This window comes from Stenotrophomonas maltophilia (genome assembly GCF_002799245.1).
Taxonomy (GTDB): Bacteria; Pseudomonadota; Gammaproteobacteria; order Xanthomonadales; family Xanthomonadaceae; genus Stenotrophomonas; species Stenotrophomonas maltophilia_S.
On the sequence record NZ_NEQV01000004.1, the window covers coordinates 194593 to 217312 of the forward strand.

Below are 22720 nucleotides of genomic sequence, written 5' to 3' on the forward strand. Positions count from 1 at the left end.
GTGTCACCGCCACCCCCGTCAGGGCATGTCAACGCGGCCCCGCGCCGTTACTGCCCGACCAGCGCCAATGTCTCGCGCTCGCGCTGCTCCTCGTGCACCAGGCGCTGCAGCAGCAGGGCCAGGGTCACCACATCCTGGTGGTTGTGGTCGGCCACCCGGCGCAGGTTCACCGCATCGCCGCCGCGCAGGAAGCGAAGCCATGCACCGGGTGCTTCCGAGCCGGGCAGGTCGTCCTCGCGCACCACGCGCAGCAGCTGGCGTTCGATGGTGGACAGCTTGCAGTTCTCCCAGCTGCCGCGATAACGGCGGCGGGTGGGGTAGAGCAGGTCGACATGGTCCAGCGCGCTGATCGGGTCGCGTTGCCGGGCCAGCCGGTAACGCGCTTTCAGCAGCGGTGCGTCATAGCTGCGGCCGTTGTAGCTGCAGAACACGGTGGACGGTTGCAGCCAGCCGGCGAAGGTGGCGAGCATCGCGTCCTCGGCGGCCATCGTGGCCATCAGCAGCTGGCGGATACGCAGGCCCTCGCCGCGCTGCGGGCACACATGCCAGTCGGCGGCGCCGATCATGAAGGCGCGGGTGCCGGTGCCGCCGGCCAGGCCGGTGGTCTCGGTATCGAAGAACAGCAGGTCGCGTGCAGCCACCTGCTGGTCTTCGCGCCTGGCGAAGGCCAGCGACAGCGGGGCGGCCGGGATCGGCTGCGGTTGCAGCGATTCGATCAGGAACAGTCCCGGCGCGATTTCCTCGCCGGGCAGCTGGCGATCCTGCACGCTGGCGCGTGCCGGCGTGGCACCGCCGCGCGATCGCAGGCCGAGCAGGCGATGCAGGCTGCCCACTTCCGGCCGCCGCAGCGGTGCCGGCGCGGGTGCCGACGTGGCAGCCGCGGCGCCTGTGGGCTTGTGGCGGATCTCCTGCTCGACCCAGGCGAACACTGAACGCTCGGCCGGTGGTTGCCGTGCATCGTTGGCGGCCACCGGTGCCGGTGGCGCAGGGGGCACGTCCGGCGCGGCCGGCGTGCTCGCCTTCGGGTCGCCGGCCTGCTTTCGCAGCAGGCGCAGCTTGTCCAGGCTCAGGCTCACGGTGCCAGCAGCTCCATCGGGTCACGCGAGGTCGCGACCACATCCGGTACGTGCTGGCTGGCCTCGGCATCGAACAGGTCGAGCACGCGCAGCGCCAGCGCACGCGGTGAGGTGTCATCCTCTTCCTGTGCGGCCAGCACCGGCCCGACACAGGCCGGGCAGCCGGCCTTGCAGTCGCAGCGCTGCACCAGTTCGCGCGCGCGCTGCACCAGCTCGGCCTGGCGCTGCCACAGCGGCTCGCTGAGGCCAACGCCGCCGGGGAAGTTGTCGTACAGATAGACGGTGGGCACGAACTCCTGCAGCAGCTCCACCGCACCCGGGTCGCCGTTGCTGCCGCGCAGCTGGCCACGGCCGCTCTGGTCGGCGATCGCGAACCATGCACCATCGCCGTTGCCGACCGACTTCTGCAGGTCGCGCGCATCGGCCATCACTGCGACGGTGGCGACGATGTGCAGTGCATACGCGGCGCCGAGGAAACCATCGAGCGCATCCTGCTTGCTGGCGAATGCACGCAGCAGCAGTGCCTGCGGCAGCTGCCACCACACCGCGGTGGTGTGCAGTTCCTGGTCGGGCAGGTTCACCGGTCCATAGCCGATGTTCTCGTGCGTGTAGTAGCGGATCTTCTTGTAGCCGGCCACGCGCCGCACCACATGCACTTCGCCATGGTGCGAATCGCCACGGCCGGCCACACCGCCATCGAAGCGGTCCAGTACCTTGAGCCTGGTGAAGTCGATGCTGTCGGTGTAGTAATCCACATGCGTGCGGGTGACGTAGGCCTTGCGGCCGTCCCAGTCCAGCGTCTCCACCTGGTAGGGCGTGGACTGCACCATATGGATGGCGCCCTCGTACAGGGTGAGCGCGGCGGCCGAATAATCGACCTCGGCGATGATCTGCTGGCGGCCATCGCTGCGGTCGACCACCACGAAGTTGCCGTCGGCCACCGCACGCAGGCTGACCGCGTTGGCCGGGTAGCTGTCGGCGATCCATTCCCAGCGCTCGCCTTCGCGGTGGATCACCTCGGTTTCGGCCAGCGCTTCCAGGAACACCTCCGGGTCGATCGGGCCGAAGCCATCGCCGACCCGGAACGGCAGCTCGAACGCCGCGCAACGGATGTGGTCGAACAGGATCAGCGGCTGGTCCGGGGCGATGCGTGCATGTTCGGGCGAGGCCTCGGCGAAGAAGTCCGGATGGCGCACCACATACTGGTCCAGCGGTTGCGAGCTGGCCACCATCACTCCCAGCGCCGGTTGCTGGCGGCGGCCGGCGCGCCCGAAGCGCTGCCAGGTGGCGGCCACGCTGCCGGGGTAGCCGTTGAGGATGACCACATCCAGGCTGCCGATATCCACGCCCAGTTCCAGCGCCGAGGTGCTGACGATGCCGTCGATGTTGCCGGCGCGCATCGCACGCTCGGTCTCGCGGCGCTCGGTGGGCAGGTAACCGCCGCGGTAGGCGCGGATGCGTGGCGGCTTGCGCGGGTCGTGGTCGAAGATGTCCTTCAGGTACTTGGTCAGCACCTCGACCATCAACCGGGTCTGCGCGAACACCAGGGTCTTCAGCCCGGATTTGATCGCGATGCGCGCGATGCGGTTGCTCTGCGAGCGCGCCGAGGCGCGCAGGCCCAGGTCGGGGTTGATCACCGGCGGGTTCCACAGCAGGACCTGCTTCGGCCCGCTGGGTGCGCCGGATTCGGTGATGGCAGTGACCGGCGCCTCGATCAGCGCCTCGGCATGCGCCTGCGGATTGCCGATGGTGGCCGAGCACAGGATGAACTGCGGTTGCACGCCGTAGAACGCGCAGATGCGCTTGAGCCGGCGCAGCACGTTGGTGACGTGGCTGCCGAACACGCCGCGGTAGGTATGCACTTCGTCGATGACGATGTAGCGCAGGTTCTCGAAGAACTGCGCCCACTTGGTGTGATGCGGCAGGATCGCCTGGTGCAGCATGTCCGGGTTGGACACCACGATGTCGCCATGCAGGCGGATGGCTTGCCGCGCATCGCCGGGGGTGTCGCCATCGAAGGTGAAGGCCTTTACGCCCAGATCGCCGGCACGGTTGAGTTCCAGCAGTTCGGCCACCTGGTCCTGGGCCAGCGCCTTGGTCGGGAACAGGTACAGCGCCTTGGCCTTGTCCTGCATCGCTGCGCTGACTACCGGCAGGGTGTAGCACAGCGACTTGCCGCTGGCGGTGGGGGTGACGATGGCCACATGCTCGCCGCGCTGGCTGGCGTCCCAGGCCTCGGCCTGGTGGCTGTAGAGCTGCTCGATGCCACGTGCCTTCAGCGCCGCGGCCAGCGCCGGGGGCACCGCGTCGGGAATGGGGGCGTAGCGGCCCTCGCGGCCGGGAATGGCGAAGCTGCCGGTGATGCGGTCCTGGTAGCGGCGCTGCAGGCGCGCGCTGAGCAGGGCGCCGTCGCGGGAGGGCAGGCCATCGCGGGTGGCGAGCTTCTGCTCGGCATCGGCGGTGCGCTTGGCGAGTTCGTAGGCCATGGAAGAGGGAGCCGGGACGGATTGCGAGGGCTCACATGGCACCACACTCACGTCTCAGGATGTGAGACACCGGCAGGGGATGGAGTGAACCATTCAGTGCCCGGCAGTGCCCGTGCCCCGTGGCATCGCCGGGTCTCCCTTGGCTGAACAGCCGCCGGTGCAGCAACGAAATCTGAAGCCGGCATCCGTATCCTTGACCGCTGGACGCAACCAACAGGGTGGATGGCTGTGGCACGACGTGGAACGCAGGGAGCACTCCTGGCCAGCATGCTGCTGGCTGGCATCGCGCAGGCACAGCAGGCCGCGCCGGTGGCGGCGCCTGATCCAGTGCCCGCTCCGCCTGCAGATGCGCCGGCAGCAACCACCGCACCCGTCTCCACCGCCCTGCCGCAGGACAACGTCACCACCCTTGGCGAAGTGCGTGCGCTCAAGCCCGATGACGAACCGCTGGACCTGTACCGCTTCAAGAATCCGGTGAAGTTCGGCGACAACCGCTTCAGCCGTGACTGGAGCGAGCCGCCGTCACCGGAGCAGGTCAGCATGGGCGGCGGCTACATCATGATGGGCGTGGTCAAGGGCGTGCTGGCGGCGGGCCGGGGTCTGAACAAGCTCACCGGAGGCCCCGACCAGATCCAGTCCGCCATTGCCCGGCCACCGCCGGAGCTGAGCGCTGAGCAGCAGCGGCGCGCGTTGCAGTTCTGCCAGGAGCAGCAGGGCTGCGATGCACCGCCGGTGAAGTAGGCCGGTATATCCTGCCGGTCCCTCAACCGGTAGCGCTGCCATGTTCCTGCGTTCGTTCTGCCTGCTGGCCGCGTTGCTGCCGGCGTCTGCCTACGCTGCCGGCATCGCCGGTGATGGCGCCTGCCGCAACGGCGCGTTCCCCTCCGAACAGGGCCGGTTCGCGCTGGCGCGGGTGGTCGATGCGCCGCGCCTGTATCTGCTCGGCGACATGGACGGCTGCCCCGCCAAGGGCGAACCGGCCTGCCGCCAGCGCAGCTATGTGGTCAACGGCGATACGGTGGTGACCGGGCGCGACCTGGGCCGTTACCGCTGCGCGTTCTTCCCGAACAAGGTGGGAGGCAGCGCCGGCTGGGTCGACCGCAGCAAGCTGCAGCCGTTGCCGGTGGCTGTGCCATCGCTGCAGGAATGGGCGGGCGACTGGAAGGATGGCGACAACGGCCTGCGCATCACCGTGCGTGGCGGGCAACTGGATGTGGAAGGTGATGCCTACTGGCCTTCTGCCAACCCCACGCCGGAACAGCGCCCTTATGGCCCGAACCTGGGCCAGGTGGAAGCAAGCGCGACGCCGCACGGCGCCGACGTCGAGTTCGTCGAGGACACCTGCCGGGTGCACGTGCATTCGCTGGGCGAGGTCCTGATCGTGGCCGACAACAGCGAATGCGGTGGCATGAACGTGCGCTTCAATGGCGTGTACCGGCGCGCGGGCAAGCGTTGACCCCGTGGAAAGGCGCCCACCAGGATTGGCATCTACCCGGGCATCCGGCCAAGTAGATCCACGCCATGCGTGGATGCTGTCTGCGATCCAATCCGTGGGCTCAGCGCCGCCGCTCCAGCCACCACAGCAGGGATGCGCAGAGCACGAACGCCAGCCACCATGGCCAGCGTGAGCCCGGCACCGGTTGCATCGTCAATGTGCTGTCCGGCGTGCTGGCCGCCAGTGCACGCGTGGTCGCATCGATCAGTGCCTGCCGATGCAGTGCAGGCGCGTCCTTCGGGTCGAATGCATAGCGCCAGACGGTAGCGTCACCGTGCTGCAGGCGCTGCCAGCCCGCCTCACGCGGCCACCAGCCGGCGCAGCGCAGGGCCGATGCCGCGCCATCGACGATCAGCGGCGTGCCTTCGCCGCGCGCGTTGAAGACCTGCAGTGGCGCCTGCACGCCGCACAGCGCCTGCCGTTCGCCCGCCCAGGTGAGCGGCTGCGGCGACCACAGCGCGTCTCCGCTGCCCTGTGCCCGCGCCAGCGTGGCAACCACGCCGCTCCAGAGTTCACCGTGACGGTCACCGCGCCCGGCCAGCACCCAACGCCAGCTGTCGGTGATGGGCAGCAGGCCGATGCGGCCCTGACCGGCAGCGCGCCAGCCGCCGACAGCCTTGCCAGTGCGATCGTGCAGCAGGGCGTTGCTGCCCGGCGCCTGCAGCGCCAGTGCCTCCAGTGTGGGCAGCGTCGCGCTGTGCGAACTGCGGTCTGCCTCTTCGCCGTAGCCGGTCGGCAGCGTACCCGCCGCGAGCGGGCCGCGTCGTGCGGCGAGGATCGCGCTTTCGCCGTCGCCGCGAAGTTCGAGGGCGTGGCTGCTGCCATCGCCCTGCGCCGGCAGGCCCAGATCGTGCAGGCGTTGGCGCGCGCTGGCAGAAGGCGCGCCCGCGCTGCGTACCAGCACGCCCAGTCCCTCGCGCAGCGCCTGGCGCACGGCGACCAGCTGGCCTGCACTCAACGCCGCCAGGCTGCGCTCGTCCAGCAGCAGCAGATCGCTGCGCGCCAGCGATGCCGCATCCAGCGGCAAGGCGCCGTCGCCGATGCTCAGGCCAGCGCCGGTATCGGCCTGCACCTGCACGCGGATGCAGGCATCGGCTGCCCAGCGGCGCAGGTACTTCAGTTCGGGGCCCGGCGCACTGGCCCGCACCAGCAGGCGCAACGGTGCCGCCGGCAGGGTCTGCTGCGGTACCGGCGTGCTGTCCACCACATGACCTTCGGCATCGAGCAGGCGCAGCTGGAACACGCTACGGCCTTCGGCGCGGGCGATGCCACTGAGCTGCACGTGGCCGTCTTCGGCAACCTCCGTGCGATCAACCACGCTGTCGGCCGGGTCAAGCAGTTCCGCCGTCGCCTTGGCAACGCCGCGTGCCTGCGCCTGTACCTCGAAGCGTGCGCCGGGCGCGGCATCGGCGGGTGGCTGCAATGCGACCCAACCGCGCAGCGGTGCAGCCGGCTGCCAGCGCACGTCCCGCGGTAGTACAGCATCGCGATCGCGCGCGACCAGGCCGGCACCGACCAGGGTGAGCGTGGAAGCCGGATGCTGGCGCAGCGCGCTGGCAAGATCGGGTACGCGCTGGCCACCGGGCACATCGCCGGCTTCCGGCAGCAACAGCGGTGGGGTGTCGCTGGCCGGCAGCGGGCTGGCCCTGCTTGCGTCAGCCGCAAGTACGACCAGGCCGGAGGCGGGTTGCGGATGGTGGGGGGGAACCAGGCAGAAGTACAGCAACACTGCGGCAACGACCTGCAGCCCGATCACGATCCAGCGGCGGCCACGCTGCGTGGTGTTTCCACGCAGCTGGCGCACGCTGGCGATGGCCACTACCCCCGCGAGTGCCAGGGCGATCCACAGATTCAAGCCGGAGGTGCTCATGGCTGCGCCTCCAGCGCGTCGAGGTAGCGCTGGCCCATCGCATCGGCGGCACTGCGCCGCATCGCCTGCGGCAGCGGACGCTGCAGTGCCCGCCACAACTGTGCACGCAGGCGCTGGCGGCAGTCGCCGCAGCCCGGTTCAATACGCAGCTGCTCGATGGCGGCAGCCAGATCGAGTGCGTCGGGCAGGTAGGCGGCATTGCGCTGCTGCCAGGTGGCGAGTGCGTCGAGGTCGGGCACGCTGGCGTCATCGCCGAGGCGCTGCCAGGCTTCGACGATGGCCGGATCGGGCGCGGTGCGGGCGGCCAGTGGCAGTTCACGGCTGGCCAGCCCGGCGCGATCACCGCCCAGCCGGCGGCCTTCATCGATCGGCGGCAGCTCCGGTCCGACGCGGGCCAGGTAGATGCGTTCGGCCTGCTGTACCTGCTTGATGAAAGCCAATGCCTTGTAGGCGAACGGCAGCGCCTGCTCCGGGCGGCCCTGGCGCAGCTCGCCTTCGGCCGACCACATCTGGTCCAGCGCAGCCTTCAGCGTGGCACGGGTCTGCGGGTCGAGCAGGGTCGCCGCCTCGGCATGGTCGTGGGTGTGACCGTATTCGGAGAGCACGTCGGTGGCGCTGCCGAACACCGGCGGCGTATCGGCATTGGCCGCATTGCCGCCGTGATCGTGGCCATGCTCGTCGTGCGCACCGGCTTCGGCGCCATGGCTGTGGTCATGATCGTGTTCGTGCTCGTCGTCGTGGCCGTCTGCGGTTGGCGCGTCGCTGGTGGGCAGGTCGCTGGTCGGCGGTGGCTTCGGTGCGCCTTCGCTTTCTTCGCCCAGGAACTGGCCGTAGCGCAGGCGCAGGATGCGCTGGTCGACACCGATCGCATCACTGCGCTTTACGAAGTCGTCGGCGGCAAGGCCGTGTCGCTGCCGGATCAGCGCCTCGGCATCGATGATGATCTGCCGCTGGCTGCGGAAGTAGGCCGGCAGGGTCTTCTTGATCCGGCCTTCCAGTTCGGCACCGAGCGCGACTTCGGCGCTGGGCAGGCGCAGGATCACGCTGCTGCTGCGCCCGGTCTGCGGTGTCGGCGCGTGGTTGTCACGCACCTCCAGCTGAGCGATGACATCGCTGCCGGGTTGCGCGCCCAGCGTGGCCAGGTCGAGGGTATGCGCGAAACGCCGTGCGGTCGCTTCGCCGCTGCCGGTCAGGCCGATACTGCGGCGAACGAAGGTGATGTTCTCGCCGCTGCCCTGCGTGACGGTGATCGACAGCGTTGCCTGCGTGGCCACGGCGTAGTCATCGCTGGCTTCGAAGCGCAGCGACCACTGGCGCTGCCCGGGCGTGCCCAGCACCAGGGAAGCGGCCGGCTCCAGCACGCGTACGCTGGGCGCGCGGTCAGCGACCACATCCAGCCGATGCAGGCGGGTCTCGGCCAGTGCGGGTTCGCTCACCACGCGGTACAGCATCGGCGCGCGTGCCACATCCTGCGCCTGCCACTGCCCGTCCTGCTCGCTCAGCGGCAGCCGGCGGCCGTCGTGGAACTGCAGCCAGGCCTTGTCCGGAGCGCGATCGAAGCGCAACGACCACGACAGCCGGCTGTCAGCGGCGACCTTGGCATCCAGTGCGTTCTGGGTGAGCGTGGCCTGGCCGGTATAGGCCGGCGCGTCGATGCGCAGGCGGGTGGACTGCAGGTGCACGGGGCCAGCGGCAACTGTGCTGCCTGGCACCGATGTGCGGGCCGGCGTGGAGCCGGGGTTGGAGCGCGGCCAGCCCAATGCCAGCACAACGATGGCCAGGCCAGCGACCCAGCTCAGGGCCAACGCCTTGCGCGGCCAACGCGGACGCAGTTCCGGTGTCGCGCGCTGCAGCGTGGCCAGCACATGCGCGCGCTGGCGCTGCTGCAGCGGATTGAGCGTGGCGGCATCGGCGAACAGCAGGTCGGCGCTGTCCTCGCTTGCACCGCTGCCATCGAGCTGGCGCTGCAGCCACTGCGGGTCCAGCTGGCGGGCACGTGCGGTGGCGAGCGCTGCGCAGGCGAGCAGGCTGACCGTGCCGGCCACACAGGCGATGTCGAAACCCGCCAGGCGCAGCGCCAGCACCGTCGCGGCCAGCGCCCACGGCAGGCCCAGCAGCAGGGTGGTGAGCGCTCGGCGGCGGCGTGCGCGTTGCCAGGCGTGTTGCAGGGTGTTCATGCGGCCACCCTGCGGCGGCCACTGCTGGCCATCCAGCGCTCCAGCGCGAACAGCAGCACGATGGCCAGCAACAGCCAGGGCGTCGGTTCCCGCACCGGGGGTGTTGCCGCAGGCAGTGCAGACCGAAGTGGCGCCTGGTCCCGCGCATCGCCGAGGCGCGGCGAAGGGGGCGCCTGCAGGGCCAGCAGCAGTGCACGCGGCAACTGCGGATCGCGCAGCGCAGCGTTGCCTGAGGCATCCCAGTCACCGGGCAGGGACAGCAGGACACCGTGGCCGATGCGTTGCCGCCACAGCAGCGGGGTGCCTTCGGCGTTGCGCAGCAGGATGCTGGCCTCGTCAGCAGGCGTGCCGGCGGTCACTACACGACCGCCGTCACGCAGCCACGCCTGCCAGTTCGCCGGCAGTGCGTCGCTGCGGCTCCATACGCCGATCTCGCCGCGTCCGGGCAGGGCATCCGCCGACAGGGGAGCGAGCGGCGCCTGCATGCCCCACGCGCGCTGCAGTGCATTCAACCAGTGCTGGGCCGCGGCCGGCGCACCGCTGTGCATGCGCAGGCGCGGCGTCGCCGTGGCGCTGGGTTGCGAAGTGACCGGCATCGGCTGCGGGCGCCAGTGCACCTCGCGCGACAGCTGCAGGCGGGCGCCATCCAGGCCGGGCAGGGGATCGGGAACGTGCACGGTCAATGCGGTGCCAGCGGGCAGTTGTGCGTCCAGTTCGCGCAGCAGGCTGGGCAGCGGCGCGCTGGACACAGGGGGCGCTTGATCGATGGCAGGGAAGCCGGGTGCCAGCCAGTGCCAGTTGCCATCTTCGGCGGTGCCGCGCAGTGCGGTCGCGTCCAGCCCAGGAGCCACCACCGTCCACGCAGTGGGGACAGGGGCGGGGCCGGTCAACGCAGGTCGTGCCAGCAACAGCGCCAGCGCGGCCAGCAGCAGCAGGCGCACCAGCAGCAACGGCCAGTCATCGAAGCGGATGCGCTGGCGCGGGCGGATCTGTGCACGCAGCCAGCGCAGCGCAGCGAAGTCCAGCGGGGTGTACGGGTGGCGGCGTGCCAGGTGGATCAGCAGCGGCAGCAGCCCTGCGGCGAGCGCGGCCAGGCCCAGCGGGAACAACAGGATCATGCCGCGCCCCCGCGGCCGAACAGCGCCTGCAGGGGTTGGTCCAGCGGCTGGTCGAGCCAGCCGCTGGCACTGGCGATGCCGCTGGCCTGCAGGCGCGACTGCAGTGCACTGCGTGCGTCAGCGAAGCGCTGCAGGTAGTCGGTACGGATCGCCGCGCCATCGCCCAGCAGTTCCTCGCCGGTCTCCGGGTCGCGGAAGCGGTGGCCGGCATCGAACGGGAAGTCGCGCTCGTCAGCGGTGAGGATCTGCAGCAATGCCACTTCGCGGCGTGCACTGGCCAGCTGTTCCAGCAACACGATGCCGGCTTCGTCGAAGCCGTCGCCGATCGCCAGCAGCAGGTCGCCCGGGCGCACGCGCTCCCACAGCGGGCGCAGGCGATCGGCTGCAGGCCAGCCGCCGCGTGCCTGCAGGGCATGCAGCTGCAGATGCACGCGATCACGCTGGCGTGCGCCGTTCGCTGCGGGCACCAGGTGCAGCCCCTCGCCATTGATGGCCAGCAGGCCGAAACGATCGCCCTGCTGCAGGGCCAGTTCAACCACGCAGGCGGCCACGCCGCGCATATGGTCCAGGCGCGTGCACTGCGGTGCCGCGCGATCGGCCTGGCCGGCCGAGGCGGTGGCATCGAGCAGCAGCCAGACCGTGATCGGGCTTTCGCGCTCGGATTCGCGCACGAAGAAGCGGTCCGAGCGGGCATACAGCTTCCAGTCGATCTGGCGCAGTTCGTCACCGGGCTCGTAGGCACGGTACTGGGCGAATTCGAGGCCGGCACCGCGGCTGCGGCTGGCGTGCTGGCCGATGCCGCTGGCGCCACTGGCCAGGCGCGGCCGCAGCCGCAGCATGCGCAGGCGCGCACGCAGTTCCGGTGGCAACGTCAGCGGGGCACCAGCGTTCACGCGTGGCTCAACGCGGGAACGGCACGGCCTGCAGCAGGGCGGCGACTACGTCGTCGGCACGCTTCTGCTCGGCCTCGGCGGCGAACGACAGCAGCAGGCGATGGCGCATCACCGGCGCGGCCAGTGCCTGCACATCCTCGCGGGTGGCGGCGAAGCGGCCCCGCAGCAATGCGCGCGCCTTCGCCGCGAGCACCAGCGACTGCCCGGCGCGCGGGCCGGCGCCCCACTTCACCCACTGGTTGATCGCCGCCGGCGCGCCGTCACCGGGGCGGCTGGCGCGTACCAGGCGGGTGATCCAGGCCAGCACATCAGGGCTGACATGCACCTGGCGCACTGCGGCCTGCAGTGCGATCACCGCGTCGGCATCCATCACCTTCGGCACCGCGTCGGTGGCGCCGCCGGTAGTCTGTTCCAGGATCTGCCGCTCCTCGTCTTCGCTGGGGTAATCCACCAGCACGTGCAGCAGGAAGCGGTCCAGCTGTGCCTCCGGCAGCGGGTAGGTGCCGGCCTGCTCGATCGGGTTCTGCGTGGCCAGCACGAAGAACGGCGCGGGCAGCGCGTAGGTGGTACCGGCGTAGCTGACCGTGCGTTCCTGCATGGCTTCCAGTAGTGCGGCCTGGGTCTTGGGCGGGGTGCGGTTGAGCTCGTCGGCCAGCAGCAGGTGGGTGAAGATCGGGCCCTGCTGGAAGCGGAAATGGCGATGGCCGGTGCCGTGGTCTTCCTCCAGCAGCTCGGTGCCGAGGATGTCGCTGGGCATCAGGTCGGGGGTGAACTGCACGCGGCGGAACTGCAGCTCCAGCGCCTGGCCGAGCGAGCGCACCAGCAGGGTCTTGCCGAGCCCGGGTGCGCCTTCCAGCAGGCAGTGGCCGCCGGCCAGCAGGCCGATCAGCAGTTGTTCGACCACCGTGTGCTGGCCCACCACCGCGCGTGCGAGCGCAGCGCGCAGCTCATCCAGGCGCGGCAGCAGGGAATCGAGGTCGGGGGAGGTCATGGGCGTGCAGGTCCTATCAATTGTTCAACGCGTACATCACGATGTTGACGCCGAAGCGGGTGTTGTCTTCGGCCAGGAAACGCTTGTTGCGCCAGTCGTAGTCCCACTCGCAGCCGTAGTCCTTGTTGCTGTAGAGCACGCCCAGGCGGCCATCGACCTCGATGCCCTTCAGGTAGTCGTGAACCAGGTCGTCGCCCCAGCCGTTGAGCTCGAAGCTGGTGGCAGGCGGGCCATCCGGGAAGCGGAAGAAACTGCGGTACAGCGCGTGGCTGTTGGGCAGCTTCTGCAAGGCCTTCGGACCGAACAGGCGACCCATCTGCGCTTCGAACGAGGTGGCGAACAGGCCGTCGATGTCGTGGTTGCAGTCGTCGACGAAGACGAAGCCGCCATTGCGCACGTAGCGCACGAAGTTCTGCCGCTCGGCGGCATTGAACTCCACCAGCGTGTGCCCGGCCAGGTAGCAGAACGGCGCTTCCAGCATGCGTGGGTCGGCCAGCGCCACCACATGTTCCTGCGGGTCCACGCGCAACGAGGTGTAGTCGATCAGCGAGGTGATCAGGTTGGACGGCATGCGCGCGTCCACGTCCCAGTCACCGGAGTCGTACTGCAGGCGGGTGAACCAGAAGTCGTAGCGCGAACTGCGCGGGCCTGCCTGCGCCCAGGCTGGCAGCGCCGCCGCCGAAGCGGCAGCGGCCAACCAGCGCAGGCAGGCCCGGCGATCCATCAGACGGCGTCGGACAGCGAGGTGAAGGTGAAATCGCGCAGCTTCATCGGCGGGATCATCATCACGTAGCTGGATTCATCACCGGCCACGCGCACCGGCTTGCCCAGTTCTTCGATGTTGTTGAGCATGATCACCGGCGACTCGTTGAAGCGGAAGTTCTTCACCGGGTGCTTGATCTGGCCGTTCTCGATGTAGAACGTGCCGTCGCGGGTCAGCCCGGTCAGCAGCACGGTCTGCGGATCGACCATGCGGATGTACCAGGTGCGGGTGACCAGGATGCCCTTCTGGGTGCCGCGCACCAGCTCGGCCGTGCTCTTGTCGCCACCGCTCATCAACAGGTTGCCCGGCGAGGCCTTGGCGGTCTTGCCCTGCTTCTGCGCCCAGAAGCGCGAGTAGTCCAGGTTGGCGATCTTGCCGTTCTCGATGATGGCGATGCGCTCGCGCGGCATGCCTTCGTTGTCCCACGGCAGCACCGGCGCATCCGGGTGCCACGGGTCGGCGATCATGGTCACGCGCGGGTCGTAGACCTGCTCGCCCAGCTTGTTGCCGCCGCCCTTCTTCGACAGGAAGCTGCGCCCTTCATCGGCCGAGCGCGCGCTGAAGAAGTTCATCATGAAGCTGATCAGGCCTGCCGCCGCTGCCGGCTCCAGGATCACCGTGTATTTGCCCGGCTCCAGCGCCTTGGCTTCGGCCGATTCGGTGGCCTTGCGCATGGCGATGCGGATGTCCTGGTCGGCCTTGAAGTCGGCGGCGTCCTTCAGGTTGCGGCCGACCCAGCCCGAACCGCGGCCATCTTCAGTGCGCACGGTGCAGGTGTAGTCGAAGTTGGTGGTGCGCTGGTAGGCGAAGTTGCCGTTGCTGTTGGCGGTGGCCTGGAAACCCTGGCCGTCCTCGAGGAAGCCGGCGGCGATCAGGCCATGGCCACGGCACGGGGCGATCGAATCGGCGGCGACCTTGGCGCGGAAGGCCGGGTCGATCGCGGCGGTGGATTCGCTGAAGGTCGGGCTGGCGCGGTAGCTCTGCTTGCCGATGGCTGGCATGAACTCCGGGTTCTCCGGGGCCAGGCGGGCCAGGTCTTCGGCACGGCGCACCACGCGTTCCAGCGCGGCGTCGTCGAACTCGTTGATGGACGCCGTGCCGACGCGCTTGCCGAAGGCGACGGTGACCGCCAGCTCGGTGTTGTCGACGATGCCGCTGGTGGAGACATTGTTCAGCGCGAAACGGATGTTGCCGCTGATCGCGCCGGCCAGCACGGCGGTGCACTCGTCGGCCTTGGACAGGGCGATGACCTTGTCGAGGATGGCCTTGGCCTGGGCTTCGGTGAAGATACTCATGGTGTAAGGGCTCCTGACCGATCAGCCGAGGCTGCGTGCGGTGTTGATGACGTTGATGCCGTTGAAGCGCGCGGTGGACGAGCCGTGCGAGACCGCCGAGACCTGGCCGGGCTGGCCCTTGCCGTCGAAGAACGAACCGCCCAGGCGGTAGTCGCGCTCGTCGGCCACGGCGGTGCAGGCATTCCAGAACTCCGGCGTGCGGATCTGGTAGGCCACGTCTTCCAGCATGCGGGTGATCTGGCCGTTCTTGATCTCGTAGAACAGCTGGCCGCCGAACTGCGCGTTGTAGCGCTGCTGGTCGATCGAGAACGAGCCGTCACCGATGATGTAGATGCCGTTCTCCACGTCCTTGATCAGGTCGGGCACGCTCAGCGGCTTCCTGCCCGGCGCCATCGACACGTTGGCCATGCGCTGGAACTGCACGCTGGACCACGAGTCGGCATAGCAGCAGCCGTCGGACTCGGTCTTGCCGAGGATGTGGGCCTGGTCGCGGATGGTCTGATAGTCCACCAGCTTGCCGTTGCTGATCAGGTCCCAGCGCTTGCACTTCACGCCTTCATCGTCGTACGCCACTGCGCCGAGGCTGCCCGGCTGGGTCTTGTCGGCGAAGATGTTGACCAGCTCGCTGCCGTACTGGAAATGCTGTTCGCGCTTGTCCAGGGTGGCGAAGCTGGTGCCGGCGTAGTTGGCTTCGTAGCCGAGCACGCGATCCAGTTCCAACGGGTGGCCGATCGACTCGTGGATGGTCAGCCAGGTGTGCGACGGGTCGAGCACCAGATCGTACTTGCCCGGCTTCACCGACGGAGCCTTCAGCTTCTCCTGCGCCTGCCTGGCCGCGGCGATGGCGTCCTCCTTCATGTCGTAGGAAGAGCTGTAGTTGACCACGCCATTGGGGCTGACCACCTTGCCGGCGGCGGCGCCGTCCAGGTACTCGTAGCCCAGGCCCATCGGCGAGGACAGGCCGGAGCGGGTGCGGAACTTGCCGCTGGACTTGTCGATGGCGGTGACCGTCATCGGTGCCCAGATGCGGTGCACGTCCTGGTCGATGTAGGAACCATCGGTGGAGGCGAAGTACTTCTGCTCGTTGACCAGGAACAGCATCGAGTTGACGAAGCTGGCACCAGCGCCCATTGCTGCGGCGTTGACGTCCAGCAGCAGGCCGACCTTGTCCTTGATCGGCACCTCCATCGCGTTCTTGCGGATCGGTGTACGCCAGCTCACCTCGCCGACGCCCGGCGCCTTGGCCAGCTGCACCGGTGCGGTCTGCACGCCGGCGTTGGCCTTGGCGATCGCCGCAGCCTGCTGCGCGGCCCTGGCCACGTCGGCGGTGCCCAGCGCATTGGTGGCGGCGAAGCCCCAGGCACCGTTGACGATCACGCGGATGCCCACGCCGGTGGACTCGGTGTTGACCACGTTCTGCACCTTGTCCTCGCGGGTGATCACGAACTGCCGCAGGTAGCGGCCGATGCGCACGTCGCAGTAGGTGGCGCCGGCACTGCGTGCAGCCTGCAGGGCAGCGTCGGCCAGGCGTTTCTTCAACGCCGGATCGAGGCTGGACTGCAGCTGTTCGGCGGCGATCACCTTGCCGAAGAAGGAGGGCACGATCAGCCCGCCCGCGGTAAGCCCGGTCAGGGCCAGGAAGTCACGTCTTTGCAAGGCTGCTCTCCATGTCGAAGGATGGGTGGCTCAAGCGCCGAGACTGCGCGCGGTGTTGATGATGTTGATGCCGTTGAAGCGGGTGGTGGACGAGCCATGCGAGACCGCCGAGACCTGGCCGGGCTGGCCCTTGCCGTCGAAGAACGAACCGCCCAGGCGGAAGTCGCGCTCATCGCAGATGGCGGTGCAGGCGTTCCAGAATTCCGGCGTGCGGATCTGGTAGGCCGCGTCCTCGACCATGCCGGCGATCTTTCCGTCCTTGATCTGGTAGTACAACTGGCCACCGAACTGCGCGTTGTAGCGCTGCTGGTCGATCGAGTACGAACCCCGGCCGTGGATGTAGATGCCGTTCTCCACGTCCTTGATCATGTCCTCGACGCTGAGGGGCTTGCGGCCCGGTGCCAGCGAGACATTGGCCATGCGCTGGAACTGCACGCTGGACCAGGAATCGGCGTAGCTGCAACCATGCGACGCATCGCGGCCAAGGATATGGGCTTCATCGCGGGTAGCCTGGTAATCGACCAGGATGCCGTCGCGTACCAGATCCCAGCGCTGGGTCTTTACGCCTTCGTCGTCGTAGCCGACGGCACCGAGGCTGCCCGGCTGGGTCTTGTCGGCGAAGAAGGTGACGATGTCGCTGCCCCAGCGGAAGCCGGCATCGCGCTTGTCCAGCGTGGCGAAGCTGGTGCCGGCGTAGTTGGCTTCGTAGCCGAGCACGCGGTCCAGCTCCAGCGGGTGGCCGACATTCTCGTGGATGGTCAGGAACAGGTTGGACGGGTCCAGCACCAGGTCGTACTTGCCCGGCTTCACCGACGGCGCCTTCAGTTTCTCGCGTGCGTGGCGGGCGGCCGCAATGGCGTCCTCGACCGGGTCGTAGGAATCGCGGTAGGCGGTGATGCCACCGGGCAGGTGCACCTTGCCGCGCGCATCGCCATCGAGGAACTCATAGCCCATGCCCATCGGCGAGGACAGGCCGGCGCGGGTGCGGAACTTGCCGCTGGCCTTGTCGATGGCGGTGGCGGTGAACGGCAGCCAGATGCGATGGATGTCCTGGTCGATGAACGAGCCATCGCTGGAGGCGAAATATTTCTGTTCGTTGACCAGGAACAGGGTGGAATTGATGTAGTCGGCGCCCGCATTCAGCGCGGCAGCATTGAGTGCCAGCAGCAGCTCGACCTTGTCCTGGATCGGCACCGCCATCGCGTTCCTGCGGACCGGGGTCTGCCAGCGCACCTCACCGACCGATGGCGTCGGCGCCAGCTGCACCGGCCGGGTCTGGATGCCGGCGTTGGCGCGGGCGATGGCCGCAGCCTGCTCGACCGCAGCGCGCACGGCGGCTTCGGTCTGCTGATGGGTGGCGGCGAAGCCCCAGGCACCGTTGACGATCACCCGAACGCCCACGCCGGACGATTCGCGGTTGGTCACATTGCCGACCTGATGCTCGCGGGTGATGACCGACTGGTTGAGGTAGCGACCGATGCGCACATCGCAGTAACTGGCCTTGGCCGTGCGTGCGGTGGCCAGCGCCACGTCCGCCAGGCGCCTGCGCTGGAGGGTGTCGACCGGGGCGAGCAGTTGCTCGGCGGCGATGGCACGGGAATGCGGCAGCAGCAGGCCTGCCAGGCCCAGACCGGAAAAAGCCAGGAACTCACGTCGTTGCACAGCGTTTCTCTCTCTCGCTTGCGTGCGGCCGGCAACGGGCCGAGCCGATCACGTCAACTGCCTGACTTTCGCCAGCGCGGGGCGTCCGGGCAAGTGACTGCAGTCATGGTCGGGGAGGTTTCGGCAGGGCTGCGCCCTGCACCTGCTCAGAGCGGAAGCAACAGCAACTGCGGGCTGTCCGTGGGATGGCGGGGCGCTGTGGGTGGGCAGGACACGCCGTAAACCCCGCTCCGCGGTCCGGCCCAGCCGCTGGCGGCTGTGCGTTCGGGCGCTTGCGAAGCAGTGCTTCGCAAGCAAAGCGCCCTCACCCCTGGGGGCTCGATGGCGCCATCCATGGCGCCAACGGTCCTGCCCACCCACACCGCCCCACCTCTGACAGATTCCCGCAGCTGTTGGTAGGTGTCGACCTTGGTCGACACATCTGTCAGATATCGAAATGAATCAGGGGTCAGATCCGTTTTCCTGCGGAAAACGGATCTGACCCCAAGAGCCGTTCCAGCAGACCGCTGGAAACTGTCGAAGGCGGGGTGGGTCCGGTGGCAGGGGTGTGAGCGGCATGGATGCCGCGACCAAGCCCCCATGGATGGGTTTACGGCGTCCCCTGCCACCGGACCCATCCCGCCATCCCACAGGAAGTCAGCTTTTGACGTTGCTTCGGCCTTTGCCGTTGCTTCTGCAGGTGCAGGGCGCAGCCCTGCTCAGTAAAACCCCCCCTCGTGCACAATGGGGGCGACCCCGCCTGGATACCGTCCTGATGTCGAGCAAGCCGTATTCAGAAGCCTGCGAGCGCAACCGCGAACCGATCGCCACCGCACTCGATCCGTGGATGGGCGACCGTCACCGGCTGCTGGAGATCGGCAGTGGCACCGGCCAGCACGCGGCCTTCTTCGCCGAGCGCTGGCCTTGGCTGCGCTGGCAGCCCAGTGACCATCCGGACCATCTGCCCGGCATCGAGGCCTGGCGGGCGGAGGCTGCGCTGCTGAACCTGCTGCCGCCGGTGGCGCTGCAGGTGGAACTGCCACCGGCGCCCGGCCTGAGCCTGCCGCAGGGCAGCACGTTCGACGCCGCATTCAGCGCCAACACGCTGCACATCATGGGCTGGGAGCACGTGCAGGCGATGTTCGCCGCGCTGCCACCGGTGCTGCGCCATGGTGCGCTGCTGGCAGTGTACGGCCCGTTCAACTACGGCGGCCGCTACACCAGCGACAGCAATGCGCAGTTCGATGCCTGGCTGAAGGCGCGCGACCCGCGCAGTGGCATCCGCGACAGCGAAGCGGTGCAGGCGCTGGCCGCCGACAACGGATTCACGCGCCTCGGGGATGTGGCAATGCCGGCCAACAACCGCCTGCTGCTGTGGCGGCTGGGCTGAACCACCGGTAGTGCCGGCCAGCGGCCGGCATCACCGCAGGCGGCCTCAGGCCACCTGCACGATATGCAGCGCCTTGGGGTTGCGCCACTGCGCCAGCAGGGTGGCTTCCCGTGCCTTGGCCTGCTCGAAATGCGCTTCCTTGACGTGGCCGAAGCCGCGGATGTGCTCGGGCACGCTGGCGATCTCCACCGCCAGGGCCAGGCGGTCGTCATCCAGGCCGTCCAGCAGCACCTGCACGGTCGCCTCGTAATCGCCGATCAGCTTGCGTTCCATGCGGCGCTCTTCGGTGCGGCCGAACACATCGAAGCGGCCGCCACGCAGGAACTTCAGCTTCGCCAGCAGCCCGAACGCCTTGAACATCCACGGGCCGTATTCCTTCTTCAGCAACCGGCCCTGTTCGTCCTTCCGGGCGAACAGTGGCGGCGCCAGGTGGAAGCGCAGCTGGTAGTCGCCCTCGAACTGCTGCTGCAGGCGGCGCTGGAAGTCGCCGCTGGTGTACAGGCGGGCCACTTCGTACTCGTCCTTGTACGCCATCAGCTTGAACAGGTAGCGGGCCACGGTCTCGGTCAGTGCAGTGGAGCCGCCGATGCGCTCGGCTTCGGCGGCGCGCACGCGCTCGACCAGGCTGCGGTAGCGGTTGGCGTAGGCAGCGTCCTGGTACTCGACCAGGAACGCGGCACGGCGTTCGATCATTTCATCCAGCGAGCGCGACAGGCGCGCGTCGTCGAGCGGCAGGAACGCGACGTCGCCACCGTGCGAGGGCAGGCCACGCAGTTCGCGTTCGTCGCCGGTGTTGCGCGGTGCGGCGGTGGCGCCCCACTCGTTGCCTTCCCACTCGCCCGGCGGCAGCGGATGCAGCGGGCCCGGGGTGGATTCGGTATCGGTGTGGCGGTTGCGCACCAGGCCGGCGGCCTGCTGCACGGCCTGCGGGTCGACCACGGCCAGGCGGCCCCAGGCGAAGGCCTGCTGGTTCATCGCCACGGCGGCGCCGTTGAGCTCGATCGCGCGCATCAGCGCGTCGAACGACAGCGGCACCAGGCCCTGCTGCCATGCGTAGCCGAGGATGAACAGGTTGGCGGCGATGGCATCGCCCAGCAGCGCGGTAGCCAGCTGGGTGGCATCCAGCAGCAGCGGCTCCTGGCCGCCCAGCGCCACGCGCACACCGGCCACGATATCGGCGGCGGGGAACTGCATGTCCGGGCGCGTGGTGAAGGTGCCCGGCATCGCCTCATAGGTGTTCAGCACCACCTGCGAACGGCCGGCGCGCACCTTCGACAGGGCCCAGTAATCATTGACCACCACCATGTCGCAGCCCAGCACCAGGTCGGCCTCACCGGCGGCGATGCGCACGGCGTGGATGTCTTCGGGGCGACGGGCAATGCGGATGTGCGTGGTCACCGCGCCGCCCTTCTGCGCCAGGCCGGTCTGGTCGAGCACGGTCGCGCCCTTGCCTTCCAGGTGGCCGGCCATGCCCAGCAGCGCACCGATGGTCACCACGCCGGTACCGCCGACGCCGGTGATCAGGATGTTCCAGGGCTGCTCCAGGGTGCCGCGGAGGGTCGGTGCCGGCAGGTTGTCCAGCAGCGTGGACGCATCGCGCTTGCTGCCCTTGCGCGGCTGGCCACCGTGCACGGTGACGAAGCTCGGGCAGAAGCCGTTCACGCAGGAATAGTCCTTGTTGCAGTTGGACTGGTCGATCTCGCGCTTGCGCCCGAACTCGGTTTCCTTCGGCAGCACCGACACGCAGAAGCTCTTCTTGCCGCAGTCGCCACAGCCTTCGCAGACCAGCGAGTTGATCAGCACCCGCTTCTGCGGATCTTCCAGCTTGCCGCGCTTGCGGCGGCGGCGCTTCTCGGTGGCGCAGGTCTGCTCGTAGATCAGGATCGAAACACCCTTCACTTCGCGCAGGCGCTTCTGCACTTCATCCAGTTCGCTGCGGTCGTGGAACTCGACGTCGCTGGGGAAGTGCTCGCGCTGGCCGGTCCACTTGCCGATGTTGTCCGACAGCACCACGATGGTGTGGATGCCTTCGGCGCGCATCTGCCTTGCGATGTCCGGCACGCTCAGCGGGCCGTCCACCGGCTGGCCGCCGGTCATCGCCACCGCGTCGTTGTAGAGGATCTTGTAGGTGATGTTGACGCCGGCAGCGACCGCCTGGCGGATCGCCAGCGAGCCGCTGTGGAAGTAGGTACCGTCGCCGAGGTTCTGGAACACGTGCGGGGTATCGGTGAACGGCGCCTGCCCGGCCCAGGTCACGCCTTCACCGCCCATGTGGGTGAAGGTGTCGGTGCTGCGGTCCATCCAGGTCACCATGTAATGGCAACCGATGCCGGCCAGCGCACGCGAGCCTTCCGGTACGTTGGTGGACGTGTTGTGCGGGCAACCCGAGCAGTAATGCGGCACGCGCGGGAAGCTGGCGCGCGGCAACGCAAGCTCGGCTTCCTTTTCCTGCATCCACTGCAGGCGCTGCTCGATCGATTCGTTGTTGAAGAACTTCTGGATGCGGCGACCGATCACGCCGGCGATGGTGGCCGGAGTCAGTTCACCGGTGGACGGCAGGATCCACTCGCCGCTCTCGTCGTACTTGCCGACGATGGACGGCCGCTGGCCCCAGCTGGCCGGCCAGTTGAAGAACTGTTCCTTCATCTGGCGCTCGATGAAGGCACGCTTTTCCTCCACCACGATGATGTCTTCCAGGCCCTGCGCGAAGCGGGCGATGCCCTGCGGCTCCAGCGGCCAGGTCATGCCGACCTTGTACACGCGGATGCCGATGTCGGCGCACGCTGCTTCATCCAGGCCCAGGTATTCCAGCGCCTGCAGCACGTCCAGGTAGCTCTTGCCGGTGGTGACGATGCCCAGCCGCGCGCGCGGCGCGTCCATTACCACCTTGTCGATGCCGTTGGCGCGGGCGAACGCCTGTGCGGCCTTCACCGCATAGCGGTGCAGGCGCATTTCCTGGTCCAGCGGCGGGTCCGGCCAGCGGATGTTGAGACCGCCCGCCGGCATCTCGAAGTCTTCCGGCAGCACGATGCGGCGCGCCATCGGGTCGACCTCGACTGAGGCCGACGATTCGACCGTCTCGGCGATCGTCTTGAAGCCGACCCAGCGGCCGGTATAGCGGCTCATCGCCCAGCCCAGCAGGCCCATGTCGAGGATGTCCTGCACGCCGGCCGGATTCAGTACCGGCATCATCGCGCTGACGAATTCGTCCTCGCTGCCATGCGGCAAGGTTGAGCTGCGGCAGGCATGGTCATCGGCGGCCAGCGCCAGCACGCCGCCATGGCGCGAGGTGCCGGCGGCATTGGCGTGCTTGAACACGTCGCCGCAGCGGTCCACGCCCGGGCCCTTGCCGTACCACATGCCGAACACGCCCTGCACGTTGGCGCCGGGGAACAGGTTGGTCTGCTGGGTGCCCCACACCATGGTGGCGCCCAGGTCCTCGTTCAGGCCGGGGGTGAACTTCACCCTGGCCGCGTCCAGGTGCTTGCGCGCCCGCCACAGCTCCAGGTCGAAACCACCCAGCGGGCTGCCACGGTAGCCGCTGACAAAGCCCGCGCTGTCGATGCCTGCGTGCGCGTCGCGCAGCCGCTGCATCAGCGGCAGCTTCACCAGCGCCTGCACGCCACTCAGGTAGATCCGCCCCTCGTTGCGGGTGTACTTGTGGTCGAGCGTGTAGTCACGGTCGATCAGATCGGCGGAAGAGGGCGAAGTGAGTTGCGCGGTACTGGTCATGGCTGGCCCGGTCAGGATCGGCTGGCACCGGCCGCGTGCGGGCACGCGGCGGGAAAGGCGCGAATTGTAGCAGCGAGGCCCGGCCGCCCCGGCACTCGCGCCGGCGGCCTTGCTGCGGTTAGGATCGGGGAGAGAGA

15 protein-coding genes are annotated in these 22720 nt (G+C 68.6%); 3 read left to right on the top strand and 12 right to left on the bottom strand.

Annotated elements, in window-relative coordinates; all coding sequences use genetic code 11:
* Nucleotides 1–47: 47 nt before the first annotated feature.
* Together B9Y64_RS13170 and B9Y64_RS13175 are read right to left on the bottom strand one after the other, a co-directional pair.
* The gene (locus tag B9Y64_RS13170; RefSeq protein ID WP_100441094.1) at nucleotides 48–1076 is read right to left on the bottom strand and encodes a ribonuclease H-like domain-containing protein; all 1029 of its coding nucleotides are present in this window, start codon (nucleotides 1074–1076) and stop codon (nucleotides 48–50) included.
* Nucleotides 1073–3562, bottom strand: coding sequence for a DEAD/DEAH box helicase (locus B9Y64_RS13175; RefSeq protein ID WP_100441095.1), 2490 nt, complete (start codon nucleotides 3560–3562; stop codon nucleotides 1073–1075). The genes B9Y64_RS13170 and B9Y64_RS13175 overlap by 4 nt, the downstream gene beginning before the upstream one ends.
* Nucleotides 3563–3784: 222 nt before the next feature.
* On the opposite strand from B9Y64_RS13175, the gene B9Y64_RS13180 reads away from it, so the two are divergent.
* Together B9Y64_RS13180 and B9Y64_RS13185 are read left to right on the top strand one after the other, a co-directional pair.
* Nucleotides 3785–4303 carry a hypothetical protein gene (locus tag B9Y64_RS13180; protein WP_100441096.1) on the top strand — a complete coding sequence of 173 codons (519 nt, stop codon included), beginning with the start codon at nucleotides 3785–3787 and terminating at the stop codon, nucleotides 4301–4303.
* A gap of 40 nt (nucleotides 4304–4343) precedes the next feature.
* Nucleotides 4344–5018, top strand: a complete 675-nt coding sequence (locus B9Y64_RS13185; RefSeq protein ID WP_100441097.1) for a hypothetical protein — start codon at nucleotides 4344–4346, stop codon at nucleotides 5016–5018.
* 100 nt (nucleotides 5019–5118) lie between these two features.
* On the opposite strand, the gene B9Y64_RS13190 is transcribed toward B9Y64_RS13185, so the two are convergent.
* The 9 genes from B9Y64_RS13190 to B9Y64_RS13230 are packed head-to-tail and all read right to left on the bottom strand — an operon-like array spanning nucleotide 5119 to nucleotide 17482.
* Nucleotides 5119–6927: a hypothetical protein gene (locus B9Y64_RS13190; protein ID WP_100441098.1), complete on the bottom strand. Its 1809-nt coding sequence runs from the start codon at nucleotides 6925–6927 to the stop codon at nucleotides 5119–5121.
* Complete coding sequence (locus B9Y64_RS13195; protein WP_100441099.1) at nucleotides 6924–9104, bottom strand: hypothetical protein; 2181 nt, start codon at nucleotides 9102–9104, stop codon at nucleotides 6924–6926. The genes B9Y64_RS13190 and B9Y64_RS13195 overlap by 4 nt, the downstream gene beginning before the upstream one ends.
* On the bottom strand, nucleotides 9101–10222 hold the full coding sequence (locus B9Y64_RS13200) for a BatA domain-containing protein (protein WP_100441100.1): 1122 nt from the start codon (nucleotides 10220–10222) through the stop codon (nucleotides 9101–9103). The genes B9Y64_RS13195 and B9Y64_RS13200 overlap by 4 nt, the downstream gene beginning before the upstream one ends.
* On the bottom strand, nucleotides 10219–11115 hold the full coding sequence (locus B9Y64_RS13205; protein WP_100441101.1) for a DUF58 domain-containing protein: 897 nt from the start codon (nucleotides 11113–11115) through the stop codon (nucleotides 10219–10221). The genes B9Y64_RS13200 and B9Y64_RS13205 overlap by 4 nt, the downstream gene beginning before the upstream one ends.
* Before the next feature lie 7 nt (nucleotides 11116–11122).
* The gene (locus B9Y64_RS13210; protein ID WP_100441102.1) at nucleotides 11123–12106 is read right to left on the bottom strand and encodes an AAA family ATPase; all 984 of its coding nucleotides are present in this window, start codon (nucleotides 12104–12106) and stop codon (nucleotides 11123–11125) included.
* A 16-nt stretch (nucleotides 12107–12122) separates the two neighbouring features.
* The gene (locus B9Y64_RS13215; RefSeq protein WP_100441103.1) at nucleotides 12123–12830 is read right to left on the bottom strand and encodes a DUF4159 domain-containing protein; all 708 of its coding nucleotides are present in this window, start codon (nucleotides 12828–12830) and stop codon (nucleotides 12123–12125) included.
* A complete protein-coding gene (locus tag B9Y64_RS13220) occupies nucleotides 12830–14164 on the bottom strand; it encodes a TldD/PmbA family protein (RefSeq protein ID WP_100441104.1) in 1335 nt (444 codons plus the stop codon). The genes B9Y64_RS13215 and B9Y64_RS13220 overlap by 1 nt, the downstream gene beginning before the upstream one ends.
* 21 nt (nucleotides 14165–14185) lie before the next feature.
* Nucleotides 14186–15820, bottom strand: coding sequence for a TldD/PmbA family protein (locus B9Y64_RS13225; RefSeq protein WP_100441105.1), 1635 nt, complete (start codon nucleotides 15818–15820; stop codon nucleotides 14186–14188).
* A 30-nt stretch (nucleotides 15821–15850) separates the two neighbouring features.
* The gene (locus B9Y64_RS13230) at nucleotides 15851–17482 is read right to left on the bottom strand and encodes a TldD/PmbA family protein (protein WP_162292375.1); all 1632 of its coding nucleotides are present in this window, start codon (nucleotides 17480–17482) and stop codon (nucleotides 15851–15853) included.
* A 754-nt stretch (nucleotides 17483–18236) separates the two neighbouring features.
* Between B9Y64_RS13230 and B9Y64_RS13235 the strand changes: the two genes are divergently transcribed.
* Nucleotides 18237–18851, top strand: coding sequence for a DUF938 domain-containing protein (locus B9Y64_RS13235; protein ID WP_100441106.1), 615 nt, complete (start codon nucleotides 18237–18239; stop codon nucleotides 18849–18851).
* Nucleotides 18852–18896: 45 nt separating this feature from the next.
* Here the strand turns inward: B9Y64_RS13235 and B9Y64_RS13240 are convergent, their stop codons facing one another.
* Nucleotides 18897–22583: an indolepyruvate ferredoxin oxidoreductase family protein gene (locus tag B9Y64_RS13240; RefSeq protein ID WP_100441107.1), complete on the bottom strand. Its 3687-nt coding sequence runs from the start codon at nucleotides 22581–22583 to the stop codon at nucleotides 18897–18899.
* Nucleotides 22584–22720: the final 137 nt, after the last annotated feature.

Coding starts and splice junctions, on each gene's coding strand:
- B9Y64_RS13190 (WP_100441098.1), bottom strand. CDS start 6,927: ATGAGCACCTCCGGCTTGAATCTGTGGATCGCCCTGGCACTCGCGGGG.
- B9Y64_RS13210 (WP_100441102.1), bottom strand. CDS start 12,106: ATGACCTCCCCCGACCTCGATTCCCTGCTGCCGCGCCTGGATGAGCTG.
- B9Y64_RS13195 (WP_100441099.1), bottom strand. CDS start 9,104: ATGAACACCCTGCAACACGCCTGGCAACGCGCACGCCGCCGCCGAGCG.
- B9Y64_RS13180 (WP_100441096.1), top strand. CDS start 3,785: ATGGCTGTGGCACGACGTGGAACGCAGGGAGCACTCCTGGCCAGCATG.
- B9Y64_RS13200 (WP_100441100.1), bottom strand. CDS start 10,222: ATGATCCTGTTGTTCCCGCTGGGCCTGGCCGCGCTCGCCGCAGGGCTG.
- B9Y64_RS13215 (WP_100441103.1), bottom strand. CDS start 12,830: ATGGATCGCCGGGCCTGCCTGCGCTGGTTGGCCGCTGCCGCTTCGGCG.
- B9Y64_RS13185 (WP_100441097.1), top strand. CDS start 4,344: ATGTTCCTGCGTTCGTTCTGCCTGCTGGCCGCGTTGCTGCCGGCGTCT.
- B9Y64_RS13240 (WP_100441107.1), bottom strand. CDS start 22,583: ATGACCAGTACCGCGCAACTCACTTCGCCCTCTTCCGCCGATCTGATC.
- B9Y64_RS13175 (WP_100441095.1), bottom strand. CDS start 3,562: ATGGCCTACGAACTCGCCAAGCGCACCGCCGATGCCGAGCAGAAGCTC.
- B9Y64_RS13235 (WP_100441106.1), top strand. CDS start 18,237: ATGTCGAGCAAGCCGTATTCAGAAGCCTGCGAGCGCAACCGCGAACCG.
- B9Y64_RS13220 (WP_100441104.1), bottom strand. CDS start 14,164: ATGAGTATCTTCACCGAAGCCCAGGCCAAGGCCATCCTCGACAAGGTC.